Origin of the sequence: Candidatus Tisiphia endosymbiont of Micropterix aruncella (assembly GCF_965178575.1) — a bacterium.
Lineage (GTDB): Bacteria > Pseudomonadota > Alphaproteobacteria > Rickettsiales > Rickettsiaceae > Tisiphia.
Genome location: NZ_OZ238268.1, coordinates 1,198,554 through 1,223,712, shown reverse-complemented (window position 1 = coordinate 1,223,712; position 25,159 = coordinate 1,198,554). Strand labels below are relative to the sequence as shown.

General features: G+C 32.9%; 22 protein-coding genes, 1 tRNA gene and 2 pseudogenes. 20 read left to right on the top strand and 5 right to left on the bottom strand.

What is annotated here, in order from left to right:
• Positions 1 to 41 precede the first annotated feature (41 nt).
• The 14 genes and pseudogenes from ACN1AG_RS06020 to ACN1AG_RS05955 all read left to right on the top strand — a co-directional run bounded on the left by ACN1AG_RS06020 (position 42) and on the right by ACN1AG_RS05955 (position 14,321).
• Complete coding sequence (locus ACN1AG_RS06020; protein ID WP_417904700.1) at positions 42 to 1,454, top strand: phosphomannomutase/phosphoglucomutase; 1,413 nt, start codon at positions 42 to 44, stop codon at positions 1,452 to 1,454.
• 73 nt (positions 1,455 to 1,527) lie between these two features.
• Positions 1,528 to 1,662: pseudogene (locus tag ACN1AG_RS06015) on the top strand (RNase H family protein); the annotation flags it as partial.
• A gap of 216 nt (positions 1,663 to 1,878) precedes the next feature.
• A pseudogene (locus ACN1AG_RS06010) lies at positions 1,879 to 2,241 on the top strand (RNase H family protein); the annotation flags it as partial.
• A complete protein-coding gene (locus tag ACN1AG_RS06005; RefSeq protein WP_341748339.1) occupies positions 2,229 to 2,570 on the top strand; it encodes a complex I NDUFA12 subunit family protein in 342 nt (113 codons plus the stop codon). The pseudogene ACN1AG_RS06010 and the gene ACN1AG_RS06005, both read left to right, overlap by 13 nt.
• Positions 2,570 to 3,025: an outer membrane lipid asymmetry maintenance protein MlaD gene (mlaD, locus tag ACN1AG_RS06000; protein ID WP_417904699.1), complete on the top strand. Its 456-nt coding sequence runs from the start codon at positions 2,570 to 2,572 to the stop codon at positions 3,023 to 3,025. Before ACN1AG_RS06005 ends, mlaD begins: the two co-directional genes overlap by 1 nt.
• Positions 3,026 to 3,365: 340 nt before the next feature.
• Entirely contained in the window at positions 3,366 to 4,085 is a 720-nt protein-coding gene (locus ACN1AG_RS05995) for a virB8 family protein (RefSeq protein ID WP_417904698.1), read from the top strand.
• Between the two features lie 61 nt (positions 4,086 to 4,146).
• Positions 4,147 to 4,524, top strand: a complete 378-nt coding sequence (locus ACN1AG_RS05990) for a TrbG/VirB9 family P-type conjugative transfer protein (protein ID WP_410521219.1) — start codon at positions 4,147 to 4,149, stop codon at positions 4,522 to 4,524.
• Positions 4,525 to 4,725: 201 nt separating this feature from the next.
• A complete protein-coding gene (locus ACN1AG_RS05985) occupies positions 4,726 to 6,183 on the top strand; it encodes a TrbI/VirB10 family protein (RefSeq protein ID WP_417904697.1) in 1,458 nt (485 codons plus the stop codon).
• On the top strand, positions 6,180 to 7,172 hold the full coding sequence (virB11, locus tag ACN1AG_RS05980) for a P-type DNA transfer ATPase VirB11 (protein WP_341758157.1): 993 nt from the start codon (positions 6,180 to 6,182) through the stop codon (positions 7,170 to 7,172). The genes ACN1AG_RS05985 and virB11 overlap by 4 nt, the downstream gene beginning before the upstream one ends.
• A gap of 2 nt (positions 7,173 to 7,174) precedes the next feature.
• On the top strand, positions 7,175 to 8,944 hold the full coding sequence (locus ACN1AG_RS05975) for a type IV secretory system conjugative DNA transfer family protein (RefSeq protein WP_367364840.1): 1,770 nt from the start codon (positions 7,175 to 7,177) through the stop codon (positions 8,942 to 8,944).
• A 29-nt stretch (positions 8,945 to 8,973) separates the two neighbouring features.
• The gene (locus ACN1AG_RS05970) at positions 8,974 to 10,407 is read left to right on the top strand and encodes a Ppx/GppA family phosphatase (protein ID WP_417904696.1); all 1,434 of its coding nucleotides are present in this window, start codon (positions 8,974 to 8,976) and stop codon (positions 10,405 to 10,407) included.
• 404 nt (positions 10,408 to 10,811) lie between these two features.
• Positions 10,812 to 11,216 (top strand): preprotein translocase subunit YajC, encoded by a 405-nt coding sequence (yajC, locus tag ACN1AG_RS05965; RefSeq protein ID WP_417904695.1) that lies wholly within the window; start codon positions 10,812 to 10,814, stop codon positions 11,214 to 11,216.
• Positions 11,217 to 11,219: 3 nt separating this feature from the next.
• Positions 11,220 to 12,773 carry a protein translocase subunit SecD gene (gene secD / locus ACN1AG_RS05960; protein ID WP_417904694.1) on the top strand — a complete coding sequence of 518 codons (1,554 nt, stop codon included), beginning with the start codon at positions 11,220 to 11,222 and terminating at the stop codon, positions 12,771 to 12,773.
• 21 nt (positions 12,774 to 12,794) lie between these two features.
• Positions 12,795 to 14,321, top strand: coding sequence for a hypothetical protein (locus tag ACN1AG_RS05955; protein WP_417904693.1), 1,527 nt, complete (start codon positions 12,795 to 12,797; stop codon positions 14,319 to 14,321).
• Here ACN1AG_RS05955 and ACN1AG_RS05950 read toward each other — a convergent pair.
• Positions 14,310 to 14,816, bottom strand: a complete 507-nt coding sequence (locus ACN1AG_RS05950; RefSeq protein WP_417904692.1) for a DNA-3-methyladenine glycosylase — start codon at positions 14,814 to 14,816, stop codon at positions 14,310 to 14,312. The two genes, ACN1AG_RS05955 and ACN1AG_RS05950, sit on opposite strands and share 12 nt — an antisense overlap.
• A 153-nt stretch (positions 14,817 to 14,969) precedes the next feature.
• Between ACN1AG_RS05950 and ACN1AG_RS05945 the strand changes: the two genes are divergently transcribed.
• The 5 genes from ACN1AG_RS05945 to ACN1AG_RS05925 all read left to right on the top strand — a co-directional run bounded on the left by ACN1AG_RS05945 (position 14,970) and on the right by ACN1AG_RS05925 (position 16,326).
• Entirely contained in the window at positions 14,970 to 15,173 is a 204-nt protein-coding gene (locus tag ACN1AG_RS05945) for a hypothetical protein (protein ID WP_341758148.1), read from the top strand.
• 80 nt (positions 15,174 to 15,253) lie between these two features.
• Positions 15,254 to 15,328 (top strand) — tRNA-Ala (locus tag ACN1AG_RS05940).
• Between the two features lie 239 nt (positions 15,329 to 15,567).
• The gene (locus ACN1AG_RS05935; RefSeq protein WP_417904691.1) at positions 15,568 to 15,717 is read left to right on the top strand and encodes a hypothetical protein; all 150 of its coding nucleotides are present in this window, start codon (positions 15,568 to 15,570) and stop codon (positions 15,715 to 15,717) included.
• A 71-nt stretch (positions 15,718 to 15,788) separates the two neighbouring features.
• Positions 15,789 to 16,040, top strand: coding sequence for a type II toxin-antitoxin system Phd/YefM family antitoxin (locus ACN1AG_RS05930; protein ID WP_417904690.1), 252 nt, complete (start codon positions 15,789 to 15,791; stop codon positions 16,038 to 16,040).
• Entirely contained in the window at positions 16,030 to 16,326 is a 297-nt protein-coding gene (locus ACN1AG_RS05925) for a type II toxin-antitoxin system RelE family toxin (RefSeq protein WP_417904689.1), read from the top strand. Before ACN1AG_RS05930 ends, ACN1AG_RS05925 begins: the two co-directional genes overlap by 11 nt.
• Before the next feature lie 41 nt (positions 16,327 to 16,367).
• Here ACN1AG_RS05925 and ACN1AG_RS05920 read toward each other — a convergent pair whose 3' ends face one another.
• Complete coding sequence (locus ACN1AG_RS05920; protein WP_417904688.1) at positions 16,368 to 16,850, bottom strand: hypothetical protein; 483 nt, start codon at positions 16,848 to 16,850, stop codon at positions 16,368 to 16,370.
• Positions 16,851 to 17,207: 357 nt separating this feature from the next.
• Here ACN1AG_RS05920 and ACN1AG_RS05915 point away from each other — a divergent pair, with 357 nt between their 5' ends.
• Positions 17,208 to 17,366, top strand: a complete 159-nt coding sequence (locus ACN1AG_RS05915) for a hypothetical protein (RefSeq protein ID WP_417904687.1) — start codon at positions 17,208 to 17,210, stop codon at positions 17,364 to 17,366.
• Positions 17,367 to 17,551: 185 nt separating this feature from the next.
• Here the strand turns inward: ACN1AG_RS05915 and ACN1AG_RS05910 are convergent, their stop codons facing one another.
• From ACN1AG_RS05910 to xseA, 3 genes are all read right to left on the bottom strand, one after another.
• The gene (locus ACN1AG_RS05910; protein WP_417904686.1) at positions 17,552 to 21,508 is read right to left on the bottom strand and encodes a hypothetical protein; all 3,957 of its coding nucleotides are present in this window, start codon (positions 21,506 to 21,508) and stop codon (positions 17,552 to 17,554) included.
• 539 nt (positions 21,509 to 22,047) lie between these two features.
• Positions 22,048 to 23,643 (bottom strand): transporter substrate-binding domain-containing protein, encoded by a 1,596-nt coding sequence (locus ACN1AG_RS05905; RefSeq protein WP_417904685.1) that lies wholly within the window; start codon positions 23,641 to 23,643, stop codon positions 22,048 to 22,050.
• Positions 23,644 to 23,670: 27 nt separating this feature from the next.
• Complete coding sequence (xseA, locus tag ACN1AG_RS05900; protein ID WP_417904684.1) at positions 23,671 to 25,020, bottom strand: exodeoxyribonuclease VII large subunit; 1,350 nt, start codon at positions 25,018 to 25,020, stop codon at positions 23,671 to 23,673.
• Between the last annotated feature and the right edge of the window lie 139 nt (positions 25,021 to 25,159).

The following is a 25,159-nucleotide window of genomic DNA, read 5'->3' as shown; positions in this document are numbered from 1 at the left end:
CAATATTTCAAGTTTTGTAAGTATACTCAATTATAATGACAATGGAAATAAATAGAACAATTTTTAGACTGTACGACATTCGTGGCAGCAGTCTAATAGATATTAATCCAACTATTGCTTATAAAATTGGCTTTTGTTTTACCAAAATGCATATATCCAAGCAAGGGAACGAAATATTTATAGGACGTGATGGTAGATTAAGCTCCCCTGCCCTTTACCATGCTTTGGTTAATGGCATTATTTCAGCTAAGGGAAAGGTTACCTCAATAGGCATTGTCCCCTCCCCTGTTTTATATTTTGCTGATAAAATATTTAAGCCACAAGCTAGCATAATGATAACAGGATCCCATAACCACAAAGATGATAATGGCTTTAAGTTGTTATCACAAGGAAAGTCTTTTTTCAACCAACAAATACAAGATTTACTGAATAATATTCTAAGTCAAGATTGGTCCACCAATCTTATTATACCAAAAAAATTTCTAGCACTAAGTAATATACGCAATTTAAATGTTACCGATAAATATCTAGATAGGATTTTGCAAGGAATAACTATAGATCCTCAAATAAAAGTCGCATGGGATCCTGCCAATGGTGCAGCTGGAAATATTATTGACTTATTAGCATTAAGGTTACCTAACAAAAATATCGTTATCAATTCGCAAATTGATGGTAATTTCCCTAATCACCATCCAGATCCAACTATTCCCAAGAATCTAGAACAACTAATAGAGATAGTGAAGACTCAGGGTTGCGATATTGGTATTGCATTCGATGGGGATGGAGATCGTATAGGCATTATAAGTAAGAAAGGACGAATAATTTTAGGCGACCAAATCCTTGGTATATTGGCAAAAGATGTAATTGATCAAAATCCAAATGCCACTATTATAATGGATATCAAATCAAGCAGTAGCATATTTAATCAGATTAAGTCATATGGCGGAAACGTGATAATGTGGAAAACAGGGCATTCCTTTATCAAAGATAAGATGCAAACAACTAAGGCGTTACTTGGCGGTGAAACTAGTGGTCATATATTTTTTGCTGATAAATATTATGGATATGATGATGCAATTTATGCCGCCCTACGGTTTGTTGATTTACTATCAAGGTCAAAAAAAACTTTGGACGATATGATAGATGAGTTACCTAAATGTTATAGTACCCCTGAAATTAAGATTTCTGTACCAGATAACCTTAAATTTGATATTATTCAGCAAATAAAAGAGGATTTAAACAGCAGAAATATCACTTTTAACGATATTGATGGTATAAGGGTTGACTCACATAATATACCTGATAAATTTCAAGGGTATGCATGGTGGTTACTAAGAGCTTCGAATACTGAAGCTAAAATTATTGCTAGATATGAATCAGATAGTTTGGAAAAACTAAATAGTATAAAATTAGAGCTTTCATCTTTACTAGCCAAATATGGTTTGAAGCTATAGCTAACCCGAAAAACCCGAATTTGGGATAAGAATTGACAAATTCTTATCCCAAATTCGCGTAGGTTAAATTACAATGAATCTACAAGACCCAAATATTTTAAAGAGTCAAGCTACTTTGCCTAAGGTTATCATATACACTGATGGAGCTTGCTCAGGTAATCCTGGGCCAGGTGGCTGGGGGGCATTGTTACAGTTTCATGGAGCTAGTGTAGAGCTAGACCCAAATGCTTTGAAGAACTGGTATAACAAAAAAAAGTTAAACGTGTTAGATATATGCGAGAACTCCACGAAGTTTTGTGATATAGTCAATTCAGGAGAATTTGATGCTAGGAACGATGGAGCGAAGCCTATAGATAATAGGCGAGCGACGAGTGACGACGTCACCAAATTCTTATCAATTGACTATAGCTTTTCTTTAAAGCAGAAGAGCATATTTGGTCATGAACTATATACCACTAATAATCGCATGGAAATGACAGCAGTAATTGAAGCATTAAAAGTTCTTAAAAAATCATGCTATGTAGAACTTTACACAGATAGTAAGTATTTACAGCTTGGAATAACACAGTGGATTAACACATGGATAAAAAATAACTGGCATAAAAACAACAATGATCCCGTCAAGAATGTTGATTTATGGAAAAAATTGTACGAAGAGTTAAGTAAACACTATATTATTTGGAATTGGGTTAAAGGTCACAATAATAATGAAGGTAATGAAATGGCTGATAGACTAGCTGTGAAAGGAAAAGAAACTGCTATAAAAATACTTAAATGTCATTCATAGATAATTTTTTTATACCTATTTTCTCTAAGGAAATTGGAAAAGATCAATTTGGTAACAAATATTATCAAAGTAAAAAGCAGAATTATTTAGGTCAAGCTAGAAGACAGGTGGTTTATAAAGGTAAAGTGGAAGCATCGAAAGTTCCTCCTATGTGGCATGCTTGGTTGCATTATATGACTAATGAAGTGCCAACTAACAATAATAAATTTGACTGGCAACAAAATTATCTCCCTAATATCACTGGCACTAGCTTATCTCATAACCTAATAAAAAATAGTACAACTGAAGCTAAATATAGTAGCTGGAAACCTTTAGATAAATCAAAATAATGAAACAGAATGTTATAGAAACTTTAGTTGGCTTTATAGTAATACTAGTTGCTTTAGGCTTTTTTGTTTTTGCTTATAAAATTGGTAACTCATCAAAAGTTGAATCTGGGTATATACTTAAGGCAAATTTTCAGAATGCGGAAGGGATAGTTCAAGGCAGTAGCGTGATGTTAGCTGGTATAAAAATCGGATCAGTAACCAACATAACTCTAGATAAAACTAGCTTTTTTGCCTTATTAACCATTAGCATCAATAATGATATAAAGTTACCTAAAGACACTAGTGTAGCAATAGTCACAAGTGGGATACTTGGTAGTAGATACATATCCGTAAACCCCGGTTCATCTGAAGAAAATTTGGCTGGAGGTGATCAGATAAAATACACTCAATCAGCAGTTAATATTGAATCCTTAATAGGTAAATTAATTTATTCCTTTGGTAGTGGTCGTAAGTAACTTGAATTCGATGTAACTTGTTACATCGAACTTTCGTGTTATATATAGAAACAATCAGGTTTGAAGCCCACCTGATTGTTAAAATATAACACTCCATTCAATATACCCCCATTCGATATAAGAATTATTAATTCTTATATCGAACTGAGGTTAAGTAATATTTTTGAATTATGACAAATAACCTATTAGTGTAGCTCGAAATTAGTGTATACTGCAAAAATATTGAGAATTGATGAATTATATTGTCAATGTTTTTGTTATGAAATAAGTTATGATCATAATGTTTGAATTAATTTATTCACTAACTTGTCTTAGGTTTTACAAGTAGTGGGGATGTATAATGTTTAAGTTAGCTAATATATTAAATATACTAAAATCACCTTCTAATGCGGTAGAGGATCAAAGCGTTCAGTCTAATAACTTTGTTAAAGTTACTAGGAATTGGTACGAAGAAAGATCTGATAGGTTAATTGTACAACGTAATATCTTGTTGGTATTATCTATATTACTAATAATACTTATAATGGCATCTATAGCAGCGGTAACTATAGTGGTAAATTCAAGAGAGTTTAGTCCTTTTGTTATCCAAATTGATGATAGTACGGGGATGGCAACGATTGTAAATCCAATATCTTCGGAGATACTAAACGGTGATGAGGCACTTTCAAGGTATTTTATTAAAAAATACCTCATAGCTAGAGAAACATATAACCCTGTTGATTTTGATACTGAAGCAAGGAAAAGCGTTAGATTATTATCTTCAAGTTCAGTATATTATAACTATCTCGGATATATACAAAATAAAGAGGTAAATCCAGTTTTAATGTATGGTCAAAACAACACAACTTTTTTAATAATTAAATCTTGGTCAGGAGTAGAAAAAAATAAATATATGGTTAGGTTCTCTATTAATGAAACAGCAGGCAATAAAACGGTTTTCAATAAAATAGCTGTGGTAAGTTACGCATATATTCCAATGGAATTAACAGATGCAGATCGAGATATTAACCCAGTAGGTTTTCAAATTAATGATTATAGGGTAGATGATGATAATAGTTAGACTTCTTTTCGTAGCGGCAATATTAGTACATTCGGTTATTGCCAACGCTTGTGCAGGTAATATGCATATAGATAATGATATAGATGATCTAGCCATAACTACTGATAACAGAATTAAAACTTATATACATAATCCTAATGAAGTTTACTTATTAGTTCTGCATTTTGGTTTTCAGTCAAGTATAGAATTCGCCAAAAATGAGGAGATCCAAAATATTGTTCTAGGAGAATCCTACGCTTGGAAAATGACTCCGTTGGCAAATAGATTATTCATTAAACCATTGGAAAAAAACATTAGAACAAATATGACTATCATAACTAATAAAAGGACTTACCAATTCGATGTTGTGTCCAAAGAATTGGAAGAAGGACGTGAAAAAGACTTGGTGTATGTAGTTAGGTTTTATTATCCTAAAAAAAGGTTTAGTACTTCACAATAATACCCCAATTCGGGATAAGAATTAGTTAATTCTTATCCCGAATTGGCTTTAATATAAGGAAAAATACATTCTTAAAGCGGCTAACGCGAATGCATTTTAAACCTTTCTAAAGCTAAAAATATTAATTTAACAATCAGATGCAGAGCCGTCTCAAATCTGATTGTTTCTATAATTTCGCGTAATAATGATATTAATTTAACTATGGCAAAGCAAAATAATACCTCTTCTCAAATCAGTACACAGAGTGCAGAGGAACAAGACATACCAGAAGTTCAAAATGAACTATCAAAAGTTGCCACTAATCCTAAGCAAAGCATTCTGATTCTACTTGTCATTTCTGCTGTCTTTATATTTATTTTTTTTAAACTTTTTATTACTGATAATAAACCAGCTGAGGTGGTAGCTCCATCAGCACCTACTGATATTACTAAACCGACACAAGATAATTCTCAAAATCTACCAGAGATTCCAAAATTACCAGAAGCACCTAAACTCGAAACACCTGTGGAGCTTCCACCGCCTCCACCACCTCCTCCCCCTAAGGTTGCTGATGTACCAAAGCTTCCTTTACCTACTGCTTCAGTAGATAATAATAGTGCTGACAAAGTTTCTCTTCCTTCCGTTGTATCATCACCCCTTCCTGGAGGAGCTGAAAGTGACGAGGAAAAGAAACGCCGTGAAGCAAAGAGAAAATCTTCTATAGTATTAATTGCAGGAGTTCCAGAGAAAAAAACACCAAGTCAAATTGCCGAAGAAGCAAATTTTCAAGATCGTGGAGATATGGCATTTGTTCTTGGTCGTGGTAAGATAATTGAAGCGGTACTAGAGACTGCTATTAATAGTGATTTAGGTGGGGAAGTAAGGGCAATAATTAGCAGAGATGTATTTTCTGAAAGGGAGAAGATTATTTTAGTTCCTAAAGGATCAAAGATTTTTGGTACTTATACAACTGGTATTAATGGAGCGTATGGTCGAATTGCAATAATATGGAATCGTATTGATCTGTCAAACGGTTATACCATTACCTTAGATGCTGTAGCTGTTGATAATCTTGGAAGGAAAGGTGAGCAAGGAAGAGTAGATAATAAATATAGAGAACGATTAACCAATGCTGTATTATTATCGGCATTTAATATTGGACTTGCCAATGCCCTTGACAAAGTGGTAGCTCCGCCAGTTAATTCACAAGCTGCTGCCGCTAATACTGCTGCCGCTACTAATATACAAAATTTAGCACAAAGTATTAATAATGGTCCTGGTACTGAGGATGTTAAAATTTCACAGATATGTTCTGCTGTCATGAACGCCATTCCCGATAAGACCTCAACAGCCTATACTGCCATGATGCAGGCTTGTAATACTGCACAAAATCCAACTGGATCACAGCCTGGTCAAAGGATTATTGCATTAATGACTGCAGTAACTAATGCAGCAGCTAGTTTGCTAACTAGCACTGCAACTGCTAGCACTCCAACCCAGGCACAAACAGCTTCAAAACAAGCTTTTACTGATATCAGTGATACTATGAAAGGTATGATGCAGCAACATGAATTTAACCCAACTATTACCATAGATCAAGGTACGGTAATTAAAATTTATGTCAATAAAGATTATAAATTTCCTCAAGCTGTACTAAGAAAATCAAGATTGATAAAATGAGTGATAATTTTGCTGCATTAGAGACTTTTCTATTACCATTTAAAGAACTGTTCGCAGAAGATGGTGTTAATGAGATCATGGTAAATAAACCAGGAGAAGTATGGATTGAGAAGAAAGGAGATCAGTTTTGTAAATTAGTACCTGAACTTGATTTTGAACATCTTATATCGCTTGGTAGGCTTGTAGCTCAGTCAACTGATCAGACAATTTCTGAGGAAAAACCTTTACTTTCTGCATCCCTGCCAAATGGCTACCGTATCCAAATAGTGTTTCCTCCTGCTTGTGAACCAGGTCATGTCGGGTATGCTATCAGGAAAGGTAGTGCAATGAATCTTACATTAGATCAATATGATAAAATGGGAGCTTTTGATTCAACATCTACTGGAGAATTAATTGACGAGAATGCAAAAATCTTAAACAATTATTTAAAAGAAAATAAAATAAAAGAATTTATTCGACATGCTGTAATTTCTAAAAAAAATATTATTATTAGTGGTGGTACATCAACTGGTAAAACAACCTTTACTAATGCTGCTTTAGCAGAAATTCCAGATAGCGAGCGATTAATTACTGTTGAAGATGCTAGGGAGGTAATCTTAGCAAATCACCCTAATAAATTACATCTCCTCGCTTCAAAAGGGGGGCAAGGTCGTGCAAAAGTTACTACTCAGGATTTGATTGAGGCGTGTTTACGTCTAAGACCTGACAGAATTATTGTAGGTGAACTTAGAGGAGCTGAGGCATTTAGTTTCTTACGAGCAATTAATACAGGCCATCCTGGCTCTATATCTACTTTACATGCTGATGCACCAGCAATGGCTATAGAACAACTTAAGCTAATGGTTATGCAAGCTAGTTTAGGCATGCCACCAGATGAAGTGAAAAAATATATATTAGCGGTCGTCGATATTGTGATACAATTAAAACGTGGTAGTGGTGGGAAGAGATATGTCTCAGAAATATATTATAGTAAGAATAGGCAAGACTAATGATGGGATTGGAGAGAATAGTAAACCTTGCCCGTAACCTCTTGGGTCATTTTATAATACATCCTTTGGTAGTATTTTGTACGATATGGATTAGTGGAGTACTAGTTGCATTTACTACTAACGAGATTAGAGCTATAAATATTGACTTAACAGCCATAGATATAGCTTATAAGTGGGCTTATTGGCTAGTTAGTGTATGGTCGCAATTAACTTTTCAAGCATATAACTACTTAAAAGTTAAGTTAATATTATCCCTTACTATACCGACAATTACAGTTATCATATTTTACTGGAAAAATTTTAAAAGAATAAAGAATTTACAATTTTTTATTCAACCGGAAAAAGTTTATGGTGATGCTAGTTGGGCTACTGAAGCTGATGTAGATAAAGCTGGTCTACGTTCAAAACATGGTATGTTGCTTGGTACCAATAGCGGAGGATATTTTGTTGCTGATGGATTTCAGCACGCTTTGCTTTTTGCCCCAACTGGTTCAGGTAAGGGGGTAGGATTTGTAATTCCCAATTTATTATTTTGGGAACACTCTATTATAGTACATGACATTAAGCTAGAAAATCATGGTCTTACAAGTGGCTGGCGGCAGAAACAAGGACAACGAGTATTTGTTTGGGAACCTTCCAATCCTGATGGGATAACTCATTGTTACAATCCTATAGACTGGGTAAGTACCAAACCAGGTCAAATGGTGGATGACGTACAAAAAATCTCAAATCTGATTATGCCTGAAAAAGATTTTTGGAATAATGAAGCACGCAGTTTATTTCTTGGTGTGGTACTATACTTAATTGCTGACCCGACAAAAACTAAATCCTTTGGCGAAGTGGTCAGGACAATGCGTAGTGATGACGTGGTGTACAACTTGGCAGTAGTTCTAGACACTTTAGGCAAGGTAATACATCCTGTGGCCTATATGAATATTGCTGCATTTCTACAAAAAGCAGATAAAGAGCGTTCAGGTGTTATCTCTACAATGAACTCTTCTTTAGAATTATGGGCAAACCCGCTAATCGATTCAGCTACTGCATCATCTGACTTTAATATACTTGAGTTTAAGAAGATTAAAACAACAGTTTATGTTGGTTTAACTCCAGATAATATACAGCGTTTACAAAAATTGATGCAGGTTTTTTACCAGCAAGCTACAGAGTTTTTAAGCCGCAAAATGCCTGATTTAAAAGAAGAACCTTATGGGGTTATGTTCCTGCTTGATGAATTCCCTACTTTAGGCAAAATGGATACATTTAAGGCTGGTATCGCATTTTTCAGGGGATATAGAGTTCGCCTGTTCTTGATTATACAAGATACTCAACAGCTCAAAGGAACTTATGAGGATGCTGGAATGAACTCGTTCTTGTCAAATGCTACATATCGTATTACTTTTGCAGCTAATAACTATGAAACAGCTAACCTAATATCACAGCTAGTGGGTAATAAAACAGTTGAACAACGATCTTATAGTAAACCACTATTTTTTGATCTTAATATTTCAACAAGAACGCAGAATGTATCACAAGTTTCAAGGGCTCTGCTTTTACCTCAAGAAGTAATTCAATTACCAAAAGATGAACAAATCGTTTTAATTGAATCTTTTCCACCTATTAAATCTTTAAAAATTAAGTATTATGAAGATAAGTTCTTTACAAATAGGTTATTACCGCCTACATTTGTTCCAACTCAAAAACCTTATGATCCTAATAAAAATAATGTAGATGAGGAGAAAGAAAATACAGATTCTACTACTAAAGAAGATTAATTTTTAAGTAAGAAATAAGATAAACCTCTATGCGTTCAGCCATTATTGATATTGGCTATAATGCCATAAGAGCTGTAGTTTATGAATGTGATAGACTTGGAGCTCCAGAAATTTTCAATGATAAATTTAAAAGTGATGTTATCAATTTACTTAATCTAGATGACCTAGAAGTAAAGCATCAAGCATATCTGTCACTACAATATTTTGTACATATTTTTGATAGGTTATCAGTAACAGATGTTAAATGCGTTGCTACTGCTGTACTTAGAGGTCATCCAAGAGCTGAAGAATTTAGAGAAATAGTTAAAAGAAAATTTAATATTAATATTGAAATTATTTCTGGTGATCGCGAGGCCTATCTTACAGCTGCCGGATTAATTTCTGGTATCAATGATGCTTGTGGTATAGCAGCAGACCTAGGTGGAGGCAGTCTTGAGCTTGTCCAAATCAAAGACAGAAAAGTGGGTATCTTAAAGTCTCTACCTTTAGGCACTAGCCTAATCACTAATAATCATTTTGATGATATTAATATAATTAGCCAAATAATCAACAAAGAGTTTGGAGAGGTATACTCAAATCATTCGGGTATACAACAATGTCAACAAGGGTACCATTGTCCAAACTTATACTTAATAGGAGGAGCTTTAAGGCTAATTGGACGTTCTTACATGGAGTTTGTTCATTATCCTCTTAAGAACTTACATAACCTTGAAATAAATCGTAGAGAATTTGAACTATATCTCGAAAAATTGGCTCATGCTCATAGTATGAGAACACAATATAAATCAAGAATTCATTCTAACGCAATTTTGGTGGCAAAATCTATGCTAAATGTTTTTTTACCTGAAAAGGTAATAATTTCAAATTATGGTTTAAAAGAAGGTGTTAGATTTACTTGTCTCCCTAAAGAAGAACAGGAGAAAGATATTATTTATGAAAGAATCAAGACATTAGTAAATTTTGATGAAACTACTTGTAATATCAAAAATTATACAGAAGTCATTAAGCCTATCTTAATTCAACCAGATACAACAACAATTAGTATAATTACTTTGGTCATAATGCTTGCACAATATAATAAAAATATCGATAAAACTCTTCGCTCTAATTTTATTGTTGAATTTATTTTAGCTTCAGATATTCCTTTTAGTCATCGTCAAAGGTTGATGCTTAGTATTGCTCTTGCACTTACCTATACAGCAAGAAGTGATACATATATTAATAGATTAGCAAAAAGAATGATTAATTCATACGATTATTGTAACAGCCATATAATAGGTAATTTTATAAAAATTGCTAGGGCAATTGATGGACCAAGATTTCAGTCACCATCTTTTTCTCTTGAGTTAAAAGATAATAGATATATTGAAATTTCTACACTAAATATTTTACCAAAAGCGATGTTTGAAAAAGTATGCGAACGTCTGAAAGCTATAGGTTTCGCCCGAAAAAATATTTATTGAAATAAAATGATAACAGCCTTATATTGCAAGGGTACAAGCTTTTTTAGAGTACGTGAGTCTCTCATTGTCAAAAAACAATTCTTCAAAGCAGAAGAGTATACAATAACCTGAATTCGATGTAACAAGTTACATCGAACTTTCGTGTTATATATAGAAACAATCAGGTTTGAAGCGGCTGCCCACCTGATTGTTAAAATATAACACTCCATTCAATATGTGATTTTAATTATTAAAATCACATATTGAATGATGAAAAAAGTTAAAATGCACTTGCAGAACCGCTTCAAGAGTGCATTTTTCCTTATAACAAAGCCAGTTCGATATAAGAATTATTAATTCTTATATCGAACTGAGGTTACAATAAATAATACAACTACTTTTACATAATACGTCAGGAGATATATATGTTTATAGAAAATGCCTATGCAGATAACAAAGATACAATATCAATAACAGAAACTGAGGAAGTAGCTCCAGTAGCTGAATCATCATCTACTCAATCAATATTAACAAGCCTTGTACCGATGGTATTAATCTTCGTTGTATTCTATTTTTTTCTAATTAGACCACAAGATAAACGTCGTCGTGAGAAAGAGGCTGTAGTTGGTAGCGTTAAGAAAGGAGAAGAGGTGGTAACTAATAGTGGAATCTTCGGGGTAGTAAGCAAGATTAACGATGCTGACAACACGATAGATCTTGAAATAGCTGAAAATATACGAATCAAAATTCTGAAATCTTCAATACTTGATATTACAAGTCGTCATAAAACAGAAGTTACTGCCAAAAGTAAAAAAGATAAAGGGAAATAAGCTGTGTATAATATTCCTAAATGGAAAATATTCCTTTCTATTTTATGTACAATAGCAGCCTTTATTTGTGCTTTACCTAATTTTACAACTATAGATTCTAAAATACTGCCAAACCATAAGGTGAATCTTGGTCTTGATTTAAGAGGTGGTGCTCATCTATTGCTAGATGTAGATTTTGATAGTTACTTAAATGATGTAATGGACAGTCTAGCTGACCATTTACGGAAATATTTACGGGAAGATAAAATAGGTTATAAAAATCTTGTTGTTAAGAACAAGGCGGTGCAGTTTGAATTAAGAAACCTAGAAGATTATAAACAGGTCAAAAAGATCTTAGGTAAAGTTGACCGAGAAATTACTGTGGAAAATGATAATACTAATATTAAGTTTAGCTATAGTGATTCGAAGCTTGCTGAATTAAGGTATCAAGTTATTGCCCAATCAATTGAAATAATCAGAATGAGAGTGGATAGCACCGGTACAACAGAACCTAACATACAAAGGCAAGGTGATAAACATATATTACTGCAAGTACCAGGTGAGGAAAATCCACAACAACTCAAAAATATTCTTGGCAAAACTGCAAAACTAACCTTTCATTTAGTAGATGAAACTGCCAACATACAACAAGCATTAAATGGACATTTACCCTTTGGTTCAATTTTAGTGAAAGGGGAAAATGAAAATAAACAAGAATATTACGTAGTTGTTAAGAAAAAAGTTATTGTTAGTGGTGACCAGCTAACAACTGCCCAAGCTTCTTTCAATCAAAATTCTCAGCCTGCTGTTGCTTTTTCTTTTAATAATCTTGGTAGTAAATTATTTGCAGAAATAACCAAGAATAATTCTGGCAAGAGGCTTGCTATCGTGCTTGATAACAAATTATTAAGTGCACCAGTAATTAATGAACCAATTCTTGGAGGAAGCGGGATAATTTCAGGTAATTTTACTGTTGAATCAGCAAATGAATTAGCGTTATTACTTAGAGCTGGTTCGCTGCCAGCCCCTTTAAAAATAATAGAGGAAAGAACCGTAGGACCAAATCTTGGAGCAGATTCAATAGAGGCAGGCAAGAAAGCAGGTATGATTGGTTTTGTTAGTGTGGTGATATTCATGATTTGGTCTTACGGAATTCTTGGCATTTTTGCCAATATAGCATTAAGCCTAGCTTTACTTTATATTTTAGCGTTATTGTCACTTTTTCAAGCTACATTAACTCTGCCAGGAATTGCTGGTATAATCCTAACTATTGGTATGGCAGTTGATGCCAATGTACTCATTTATGAAAGGATAAGAGAAGAACTTAAAAAAGGTGCATCTAATCTATATGCCATAAGGATGGGATTTGAATCAGCTTTTGCTACAATCCTTGATTCAAATGTTACAACTTTGATTGCAGCATTTTTACTTTTTATATTTGGAGTTGGAGCTATAAAAGGCTTCGCAGTAACACTAACTATTGGTATAATATCATCTATGTTTTCTGCGATTATTATTACTAAGTTGTTGATTGATATTTGGATTAAGTACCAAAAGCCCAAAAGTCTAGGGTTATAATTAAGCTAAGGGATTTACAATATGTTTAAAGTCTTTAAAAAAATGATACTACCTATTATAGCAACAGGGATGGTTACTGGGGTAACATATGAAGGTTATAAACGTTCGTCAGAACCTTCTAAATTTGAGATAGCTGCTAAGAAATTAGGTTTTACTTTCCCAACCCAGCAAGAAGGTCTATTAAAGATTTTTTATCTAGCAGGATATTTAAAACCAGAAAAATTATGGCATGATCTAGCATGTTTTGACAAAACTGGTAATCCAGAAAAAATATTTGCTTCAATTTCTAAAAGTTTAATTAAAGCTGGGGCTAATCAAGATACTCCTGAGCGATTCAATGCTAAATTATTGCGTAAAAATTTATTTAAAGCTACTAATGAACTAAACATACGAGATGTTGAAGATTGGTTACTATACGTTGCTCAGAATGCATTTAATCGTAAGGTTGGTCAGGAGCGTAACGAATTAACCAGTGAAGATTGGATGACTAAATATGCATCTCAACATATTGAAGCTGCTAGACAATTAGGACTTATTGATGAAATATCGCCTCAGCATCAAGAATATACTGAAAGCTGGATTGCTGGAGCCTCTAGAATTGGCTTATTGGCACGGATAATTTACTATAATAAAATAATAGAACAGATTAAAGTTAATGGATCAGTGTTAGTATTGACCGGAGCAAGGCCATTATGGGCTAATATTGATGGCATTAACCCTGAAACATACGCCAAGTTGCTAAAAATATGGCAAGATAAGGGAGATATTAATAAATTAGATGCTTCTTTATTAGTTGGAGAAGATTTGGCTAGCACAGAGGAAGGGAAGACATATCTTGAATCACTTGCTAAAAGTTATAATATTGCCTTAGATATAACACAGCCTTTCATTAAATATACAACAAAAGAAGAATGTCCAAAAGGTTTTTTTCCTGGAAGAGTATATCCTAATTATGCGAGTACAGACCCAAAAATACTCACAGAAAGCCTGATGAGTGAGGATTTATTAAATAACTTCCTTAATAAAGACCAGAGAATTTCTGCTGAAGTAATAAATACCGAACTAGGTGATAATAACACACGACCTAATACGGCTACTACTGCTCGTGATGCTGCAGCTACTCTAGTTAATAAGATTTTAAAAGGGGCTCTTGGTGAACACAAAGATTATATCATTCTATTTGTTAGTAATAATCCTTATATTCAACGTCAAGCAATTGCTACTCAAAGAGAAGTTGATAAAATATTACAAGAATATGGATTAGATAAAAAAGATTATCATATTAAAATCGAAGGAGTAGGTTTTAGTTCCAAACAGGATGTCCCAACTATTCATTCTGAACTGGCATGCTTGATAGCAGAGTTATGGAAAAGTCAAAATCTACTAAGTCCTAATGAAGCTGGGCATTCTATTGAACAATTATTGTTTCAAACTCGTAAAGACCCTGAACTAATACCTCCAATGCTAGAAATCAAAGAAGAGGATGTAGGGATAATTGGAAAAGCAGTTGAAGGGGTTCAGGATATGTTTGATCGATTAGAGTGCTAAATAACGCCAAAGTCTGTCTGTACCTTTGCTAATACCAATCCTAGGAGTACTAATAAATTTAGGGGTATTACCTACATCAATAATACAAAAAGACTTATTACTAGTTACATCTTGACCATTTTGGGTTTTATTAATTCCAAGAGTACGACATAATTTACCAGGTCCATCAAGTAAAACTTGTAAAGGGCTATATTGATACACTCCCCTAATTAATACAGCAGCTGGAAATCCCTGTTTTTCTGTTACTATATTTAAACAATAATACATACCATAAATCAAATATACATATGCATGACCTGCAGAACCATACATAATCTTTGTACGGGGCGTTATACCCTTTGCTGCATGACAAGCAGGATCATCTTCTCCAACATAAGCTTCTGTTTCAATAATTCGTGCTTCTATATTACCAAAACACAAAACCTTTCCAAGTAACTCTTGTGAGACAATAAGCGTATTTCTTTCATAAAATGTTTTTGGAAGTATTTTAAACATCTTAGTGGTTTAATAAAATATGATATAATTGTAGTGATACACTATAATTCACTATTACATCATTTTACAGCTTTTTCTTGACAAATATTAAAGGTGAGATATTTTGTACTTAGGTTTGTATATTATAGAAAAATATTTGAGATTATTACATATATGTCAAAAGCTAAAACAGCGTCTAAAAATAACCCAACCTCTAGAGAACAGGCAAAGGAGTATTTTCATAATGGACAAAAAATTAGGCCTGTAAAACTTATATCAGGTAAATCTTCTTTTTTAGCAGCAGAATATGATGTATCAGGAGATTTGGTAGTTGGATCTGATGGCAAGGCATTACCTTGGGACAGAACAAAAATTTAGCCTAAATATTAAGTTTTCAAACAAGTTTGTTGACCTTGCCTGTAAAAAGGTATATAAGCTACCTATCATTAATACGGTTTGGGGATGTAGCTCAGGGGTAGAGCATCTGCTTTGCACGCAGAGGGTCGGGGGTTCGATTCCCTTCGTCTCCACCATTCTTCTATTCAGCTAGGGATTCAGAATTTTTCTAATTTCACTAAAAAATCCATATATGGTTTATATGTGGTATTCAAGCTAAAATTCCTGAAATATTGTCCCCTAAAAAGTCCATCCGACAAACTGTTTCTGATGGATAAACATATTGATAACCTGACTTTAGCTTTTTTATTTTTATTCTATAACTTAAATTATACCATATTCATTCTATATTGAAAGCTAATTAGTATTAGCAGCCTTGTACATACTAAACCCAAATTTAGAACTTTTAGCAAATAAAATGCTTGAGCAAACAACAAAAGTAGAAGTTAAAGAAGCTGAGGAAAAGATGAGTTTAAAATTTATCAAGCCAATCAGAAAAACAACTAGCTTTGTCAAAAATTGGTAAATTAAATATTGTTAAAACCTAAATTAAGTACTATAATGAGTATATAATTAGGGATCAATCATACTATAACAATGCACCATATTTATACTAACCTTACCGCCAGTATATCAGAATTTAAAAAAAGTCCTACAGCATTGCTGGCTAAATCTAGCGGTGAGCCAATTGCTTTATTGAATCATAATAAACCAACGGCTTATTTAGTTCCAGCTGAACTATACGAACAAATAGTTGAAATATTAGATGATAGAGATTTACTTAAACTTGCTGAAGAAAGACTAAAAGAAAAGACAGAAGCTATAGCAGTTGATCTAAATGATTTATAAACTTGAATTTGTTCCTGCTGCAAAGAAAGAATGGGATAAATTAGGTGAAGTTATTAAACAACAATTCAAAAAGAAATTATCAAGCAGGTTAATTAATCCTCATATACCAAAAGATGCCCTAAGTGGAGGGACTAATTTATATAAAATAAAGCTAAAATCTGCAGGATATAGGTTAGTTTATGAAGTTGATGACATACGAATAACAGTACTTGTTTTAAGCATAGGGAAAAGAAACCGTAACGAAGTATATAAAAAATTAACTTCTAGGCTGGAAAAAAACAAGTAAGTACGGGAATCTTAAAAACACTTAAAAAAAATCTCGATATATTATGCATTGCCGACTTTATGTAATTCTTCATCATCTGTTATTTTAGCAGCATGCATTATAATGTTAAAATATGAGAAACAGTATTTTAATAAATAATGCTCAGTTATTATGTTAGTTGCTAAAAAATTATCAAATTTATCTTTTTCAGTATTGGCAGTATGCAATATATTTTCTTGAATATAAAGCCTATTAATCAGCTTAGCTTCTAATAAAGTAGTAATTACCACCCAAGTTACGAAATAACAAATATTACCAAATATACTATAATCGATGATTAGATTGATAGGACTATTATCATTATTTTGTTTACTTACTGTATAAATTAATTCGCGAAGTATACGGTCATCGTATTTATTTGGTGCGTCGATAATTTTTATTATTGTAAAATTATTTTCCTTACAAAAATTGATCGAAGATTGCCTTATGAGTTCAAAACGGGCATGTGATGAATATAATAAGATAATGGCTTGTTGGTTGTTCATATGCGACCCCTTCTCTAATATTTTAATAATTAAGAGTTTTGATCGCCAAGATAAAATGATAAAAGACAAGGTTTTATAGGTTATACATAATCTTGGCGATCGGGGGGTAACAACACCGTCAGCAGACAGCACAATAGCTTTTAGGCTTGAGATTTACACCCCAAGCCCTGAACATAGCTATCATCACCCCGACCATGGCAAATCGAGGGGCATCATTTTTACAGGCTGATGTCTACCGCTGCTGAATGGAGGTTGTTACACTCCAAAATAACCTTGCAGTTATTTCATTTTTAATTTTAGACTATAGTTAGCAAAAGTCAACAATAAGTTTTTTCAATTACTAAATCATATCTTACGGTGATTTCTGAACCAACATCATTTACTGTAGGTGAAACTGTCGAGTGGCAACGATATTTAAACAAATACCCTGCTAGTGAAGGTTGGAATTTGTCTTACAGCTTTCGTAATTATACCACTGGTTTTGACGTTGCTTCTATTGCTGAAGCAGATCAGTAAGGCAGGTGTCACTGTTATAACGCGAATTCGGGATAAGAATTTGTCAATTCTTATCCCAAATTCGGTGAAATTGGTTTGTAACAAAATTGAAGGTCTCTACTTCAATTTTGCTACTCAATACCCAAAAACTTGAAAATTGGTTTACCAATTCTTCAAGTTTTTGCAGTATATCACTGAATTTAGTATTATATTACGCTTCCAGTAATTGTTGCTTGTTTAGACTTAGGAGATGGCAAACGTTTTATATTGCTGTTAGATGGACCATTTGGCATAACATGTTTAGATACACTATCCTTTATATCATTAATGGCCATTTCACCATTCTTGCTTTTAGTACTCTTTGCTACATAACTGGTTACTCCTTGGGCTATTTTTCTAGCCTCACTTTGAACATCTTTTTTATATTCAGGTAATTTCGTCTTCTCGTCAAAACTAACCTGATCAAACGTAGCTTTACTAATTGCCTTGCTCTTAGAGCCTTCTGAAGTAAATTGTGCCTCAGTCAAATCCGTGCCTTTCATAGAAATATCTTTAAATGTTAGCCCACTTATATCGCCAACAATTTTAACATTATCTAAAGTTATTTTATTATTTGCATGATTCTTATTATATTGATTAATTGCAGACAAAAGAGTTTTTAAAGATTTTGCATCAATAGTTGCCCCTTCGAAACTAATTTTATCTTTAAAAATAGCTCCTTTAAAAGAGCAATTGCTAATTTCGCTATTTTGCAAAGAGCGTTCTTTAAATATCGCATTATCAAAATTAAACCCATTAATTATAACATTTTCAGTAGGTATCGGATTTTCTTTGTCAAAAACCAAACCTCTGAAATCTCTACTTATTAGAGAATATTCTACAGTTTTTGAGATTGTACCAATATCAGTGGCATCAGCTTGTTGTTGAAGTAACTCGCCTAAATCAAGTTTTCGTTCATCTATTTGCTGAGAACTCTGCTGAGAATTTTTATTAGAAAAACTAAAGTGAATTTCGCCTAAAGATTTACTCCATTTTTGTCTACGGGTTCTCAGTGAGGTAAAACTTCTTTGTATTAGGAATCTAGCCCCTTCAACTAATGTTTTTGATACTATTCCTATTAATTTCTTGTCAGATAACAATTTGAATATCCCGAACATAACCATGTTATAATTACCAGTCTTAAATTGTTCGGCTATATTTGTTAAATCTGGTATCTTTTTGCTGGCTAATTCAATAATTTCCTGACCTTTTACTTTTAAATTCCTACCCACAACTGTTGTATTGAGAAATTCATCAACTACAGCACCAAATCGCTCAGCATTCTTGCCAAGAAAATTTGGAATATCTTTATCAATTATTTTCCTCACCTCTACATTTTTTGGTTTATTTATAAAATCTAAAATAGAATCTGCTACTGTAATAGCTTGAGCAATTTTCTCTTGTTCAGGACTATTTACTAGGTCCTGAATTTTAGTAATAATAGTTGTTACCCCCTCTTTATCTTTTAAAGTAGCATTAACCAAATCAGCTGCTATTGGTAATATTTGTGGGACAGTATCAATAGCTAACTCAGCCATCTTTAATACTAGCTCAGGTTTAACTCCAGCAGGATCTAGGCTAGCTTTAATCTCTTTTTGCTCAGTTACATTTTTTGTAACTGTTAAAATAGTATCTTTATTTTGTTGTAAATAAGCAGGGATGCTCTTAGTTAATAGAGGAGTAATATTTTGAGCAATCCTACCTACATCATCAATTATATTAGACAAAATTCCTAACGTAGCTTCATTACTAGCTTCATTTTGGTACTTAGCTAAATTACTATTAATTCTAACTAGCTCTGGCACTGTACTAAGACCCCCTGACACTATATCGACAATTAATGGTACTGTAGCATCTATCAATTCTTGTGGTACACCATATCTTGCAATTTGGGGATTATTATTGCTAATATTATTAACTATAGCCTTGATAGTTTCTGTATTTGCTCTAAGTAAATTTGGCAAATCTTCCTTTATATTTTGTTGGACATCTGCATTTTCAAGTAATCCTACAAATTGTTTAATTAGTCTTTCTGTAGCTTGATCTTTTAACTCAATATCACCAGTTTCCTGATTTATTGTTTGTATATCTTGATAGAGTTCCTTTATTTGCTCTAGACTTACCGCTTTCATGGTATTTTGTAGCACATCAATAGCTAGAGGAATTACCTTCCCATAAAATTCAGGACTCACATTAGCTAGAATTGGAACAATAGGTGATACTACTACTTTATAAATATCCTCCTTTTTTAAATTCTGAGTATTGCTTTGAGCTAAAGATTCAGCATTACTCTTTAGTGTTTCAAACAATTTTGGCAGAACTTGAACAGCAATATTGGCAATCTCTGTTTTATTTTTTGCTAAAACATCCAGCAATCTCTCCTTTAGTGTTGTTAAGGTTGCATCTTGTAACAAAATATTAGGTAACTGTTTAACAATAGCAAGTTTTTTAGCTCCACCTTGTTTATCTAAGTGACTTACTTCCGAAATAGTTTTAGCCTCTCGCACTTTATCATCAGTATTATCCAATATAACTGGCTTTAAAGCTTCATATATATTACTAACCCCTGCATGGTTTGCTAAAATATTACCAATAAGTTCTGAAAGCACAGGTACTACTTCCGGTAATAATTCTTTTCCCATTCCCAAGCTACTAAGCGTTCCCTGCAGTTCTGTATTGGATTCAATGATTATTTGCAATGCTTTTGCTATATTTTCTCCATCATTAATTAAGAATTTAGATAGTATATCATTTTTTATGAGTACACTAATATCTATTTTATCTAATATTGAACCAAGTAAATCTTTTTTTACTTGAGGGTCATCAGATAAAGCTCTATCGGCAGTTAGCTGCATAATTTCTATAATATTCTCAGGGTTTTTAAGTATCTCAACAACGGTATTTTTGACAATAGGTAATAATTGACTATTTATATATTTTTCATCAAAACCAGCTTTCTTTAATTCTTGTAATAAAATAGCCCTATCATACTTGGCTTGTAGAGACTTTAATGAATCAATTTTTTCTTCTAATTCTTTAATTTTAGATTCTTTTCTTGTTGTCAACAATTTTAGCTCTTGTAATTCTTTGTCTAGTTCCGGTAATTTCTGTATATCATCTTTTTTAGAGTTAAAATCTTTTTGTATCTCATCTATTTTCCCCAACTCTTTTAATGCAATCTTGGTAAGAATTGGAGCAAGATTTTCCACTAGTCCATTAATTATTTCAACATTTTGAGCAAGAAATGTTTTTGTATCAGGATCTTGCAATAATTTTATAAAGAAAGGAGCGTTAGATGGATCATATTTTTCTTCACCATTTAATATTTTCTGTAATTTCTCTATTTCTTTAGCATAAAACCCCCCTGAAGTTATAACACCAACAGTTGTTTTAGCATGACTTACTGCAAATTGTATACCCTCTATGGCAGCTTTAAATGCCTGACCTTTAGCAATACCTTTTTCTTTTGTTCTTGGCTCTGCTAAAGGAGATAATATTTTCTCTAAATGAGTTTGATCTTTTAAAATATCGCTACATATTTTAAAAAATTTTTCTTTTTCTTCTTGATAGGAAAGTTCTAGCTTTTGCTGTTGCTTTATCTCCTTTTCTTCTTGCTTTTTCTGTTGTTCTTGCTGCTTTTGTTCCTGTTTTATCTCCTTTTGTTCTTGCTTTTTCTGTTGCTCTTGTTGCTTTTGCTGTTGTTTTATCTCCTTTTCTGCTTGGAGTTTGTCATGTGAGTTAACTAATTTGTTATAATCCTCTATCTCTTTGTTGCATGCATTAAGTTTTTTTTCCCATGACTTCAGTTGTTCTCTTGTCTTTTTTTCTTGAGGTTTTTCCCCTGCTGATGCAATTAACTCTTTATAGCTAGTAATTTCTGCTAATAACTCCGCTTGCCTTTGCTCAACTAATTTTTTATATCCCTCTATTTTTTCTATCTTTCTTTCTATTTTTGCTGATTGTTTGGCAATTTTTTCTTTATCTTTGAGGTTCTTTATATCTAATACTTCTTGTTCTTTTTTATAAATATTTTCTTGTAGATTTTTCAAAGTATGATTAGCCGATTTAAAAACTTGCTTAACGGCTTTAGTAAAAGTTGATACCTTATCATCTGTTTTACTCATATCTAATTCTCCTTTATTATAGTTAACCTGAGAAACGCGAATTCTGGGATAAGAATTTGCCAATTCTTATCCCAAATTCGGTAAAATTATAGAAACAATCAGATTTGAGACGGCTCTGCATCTGATTGTTAAATTAATATTTCGCTAAAAACATGATTTTAAAAAATTAAAATCATGTTTTTAGCTTTAGAAAGGTTTAAAATGCATTCGCGTTAGCCGCTTTAAGAATGCATTTTTCCTTATATTAAAGCCAATTCGGGATAAGAATTAATTAATTCTTATCCCGAATTGGGATGAGAAGGTTTTAGCCATATGTTAATCTTAGCTTAGCTAAAAGCGATGTCCCTGCACCTTCGGATGTCACCCCTACGTAGGCAGGGGTCTAAGAAAATAGCATAGAAGACTATTTAACACCTTTAGACCCCTGCTTTCGCAGGGGTGACATCACCCTACGCGGAAATGATGTACTAGTGATCCACGCGGGCAATGCCTACACGGGAATGACATCAATTCTATCACTATTACCTTAGCTAAAAGAATTAATTCGTAATACCCCCATTATCCGAACGAAAAGTTAAGTTTGGAATATTATAGTAGTGAACTAAAAACCTACTGACAAAAGCACCTGCAATTACCGTAATAATAAAGTATTTTATTGTACTATAATGAGGATTATAAGCATAAGCATCTAATAATATACTAAAGATCCCACCCCATAATATGAATATTTCAAAATTAACTTCTCTAGGTATATACTCCATATTCTTGTCATGCTTACAAATTAAATTCCGCAGTATTATACCAGCACTAGAAGTTAAACACGCAAAACATGGTCCCCAAAACTCTAACGGTTCAATTCTTTGTACAATTACGGTTACAACGCCAATTATCATAAAGGATGCTTGCCCTAAAGAATCACAAATAACAAGAGTATTACTCCATATTTTTTGGATAAAACTATCTTCATATAACTGCTTATTATAATAAGCTAGGAGTTTAACGGTAGAGAAGCCAACAAGTACCGTTATAAAAACACGGAAAGTATAATATGGAGTCAAAACAAGATTTATATTATCACCATGGTGTTGTACTATTACAATATCGAGTAAAATACATCCTAATAGAGATGGTAACATTGCTAATACAAAAGTACCAAACAACGTGGCATTTGTTTTAGAGGATATAGTGATAGCAGAAATTGCGAATGCTATACTCCCTATAACTCCAATAATATAACACCATTCTGAATCAATAGATTTTGGCAATAAAATATGATATATATAGCTTTTAACGATTTTTTTATATTCATCGCTATTGACAAATTCTTCAATTGAATCGTTAAACCGTGCGACTACGTTAGGAGATACAGTTTTCTTACTGAACATTAAATGTACAGGGGTTTTAATACCAGTAGGGATTTCCTCTATTTGATCTTTTTTAATATAGTTTAATGAAAGAGCTACCCCTGAAATTCTGTCAGCAAGAAACCCATCAATTTCATTACGTAGCAGCCCATTAAATAACTCTAGGTTACTTCCATATTTAATGATAATATCGTTATTACTCACCTGATTTAGGTAGTCAGTCGTTCTTGCATCACCATAAAGAGCTTTTTTAGTTATACCAAGACGGAAATTTAGTAAACGTATCTGAGCTAAAAATTCATTTATGTTACTAAAACTCAAATGTTTTTTTGCTGAACGTAAAGTAAATAAGGAAATTTCTTCAAATCGATATGGAAGAGAAAAATTGGCAAAGACTGCTCTCTCAGCAGTATAAGCAGCTCCTGCCACCATATCACTTTCACCCTGCCCTATATTTGATATTGCTCGCTCCCACACAGAATCAGCATATTGTACGCCAATGCTAATTTTGCTACTAATACTATTGATTAATTCAATATCTAAGCCAGTAACACAATAGTGACCATTTTTAGCTATATGACTAAATTGGTAGGGTTCTAGTGGATACCAATCAACAAGCAGATTATCTTTATCAGACACTTCTTCAGTACATTGAGTAAAATATTTGTCCTGAATATTAGATAGTTGATTACTACTGCCCTCAGGATTAGCAAAAGTAAAAAAGTTTTGCACAATAATAATAATCGGGATGATACTTTTAAGTACTTGCATTTTGCATTAGTTCTCCTAATTTAAGGTCTATTCCAAGTTTTTGCAGCATACATTAATATCACCGTCAAAGAACTTAATATTAAATTCTTGTTTTTTGCTTGCAACAACTTTTGATGTTATAAATTCTCCATCTTCTGATTTAATTACCGTAAAGCCACGTTTTAGTACAGTTTTATAATCTAGACTTGTAAGTAGCAAATTATTTAAATTTAATTGATGCTCATAATTTTTTAACTTAGTGCTAATAGATTTTAGCATATAATTAGATTGATGCACTAATTCTAACGACTGATAATTAACTATTTTTAGAGGATTTAATATTTCTATATTAAGTGAGTCAAGTTTTGCCACTTTAAATCTGAGTAAGTTAGGCAAAGAATCTGTTAATCTAAAACTGAGTTCATCAAGAAGTTGTTGATTATAGTCTATATAAGTAGTTATACTCCTAAAAATATCAGTATTGGAGTTAACGGCTTGCTGTTCGTATTTAACTAGCTGATTAATACGACTGCGTAATACATCATAATACGAACTGATTGTATAATGTAGATTAGAAAGCACAGGTACAGCAAATTCAGCTGCGGCAGTTGGTGTAGGAGCTCGCCTATCAGCTACTAAATCGATTAAAGTATTATCTACTTCATGTCCAACTGCAGAAATAATAGGAATAGCTGAATTAAATACGCTCCGTACTACTACCTCTTCATTGAAAGCCCACAGATCTTCTATAGACCCCCCTCCTCTTGCAACAATTATAACATCGGGTTTTATATCTTTATCTAATTCATTAAATCCTGAAATAGCACTAGCAATTTCACTTGCAGCATTTTCGCCTTGAACAGTAACTGGCCATATTAGTATATGAGATGGACAGCGGTCATTAATACGGTGTATAATGTCCTTAATTACCGCCCCAGTCATTGATGTAACCACCCCAATCTTATTAGGCAAAAAAGGTAGTGGCTTTTTTGGTTTATTGAATATACCTTCTTGTGCTAATCTCTCTTGCCGCTCCTTGAGAATTTGCATGATAGCACCAAGACCTGCGGGTTCGAGGACTTCTACCGATAGCTGATATCGTGAATTTCCTGCATACCCAGAGAGCTTACCTCTAGCTACCACTTCCATACCATCAATTGGTACAAACTTAATTTTTGTAAGTACAGGACGCCAACAAGTACAGGCTAGAATAGCTGTATTTTCTTTAAGATTAAAGTAACCATGACCAGAAGTTGCTATCTTAAGACCAGAGATTTCTCCCTTTACTCTAATATAACCAAAATTATTCTCTAGCAACTCCTTGATTTTACTAGAAATTTCGGTAACTGAGAATTCCTGATCTACTAGATTAGTAATAAAACTATCTTCTTCTAACATAATGATACACTGATTTGGATAGTGGATTTTGAAAATGATTTTATATAAGCACTTTAAACTAATAAATTCAAGAACAAATAGACAATTAGTAGTATTATAACCTCAAATATTGATGTAAGACATCGGTTTAATAGCCTAG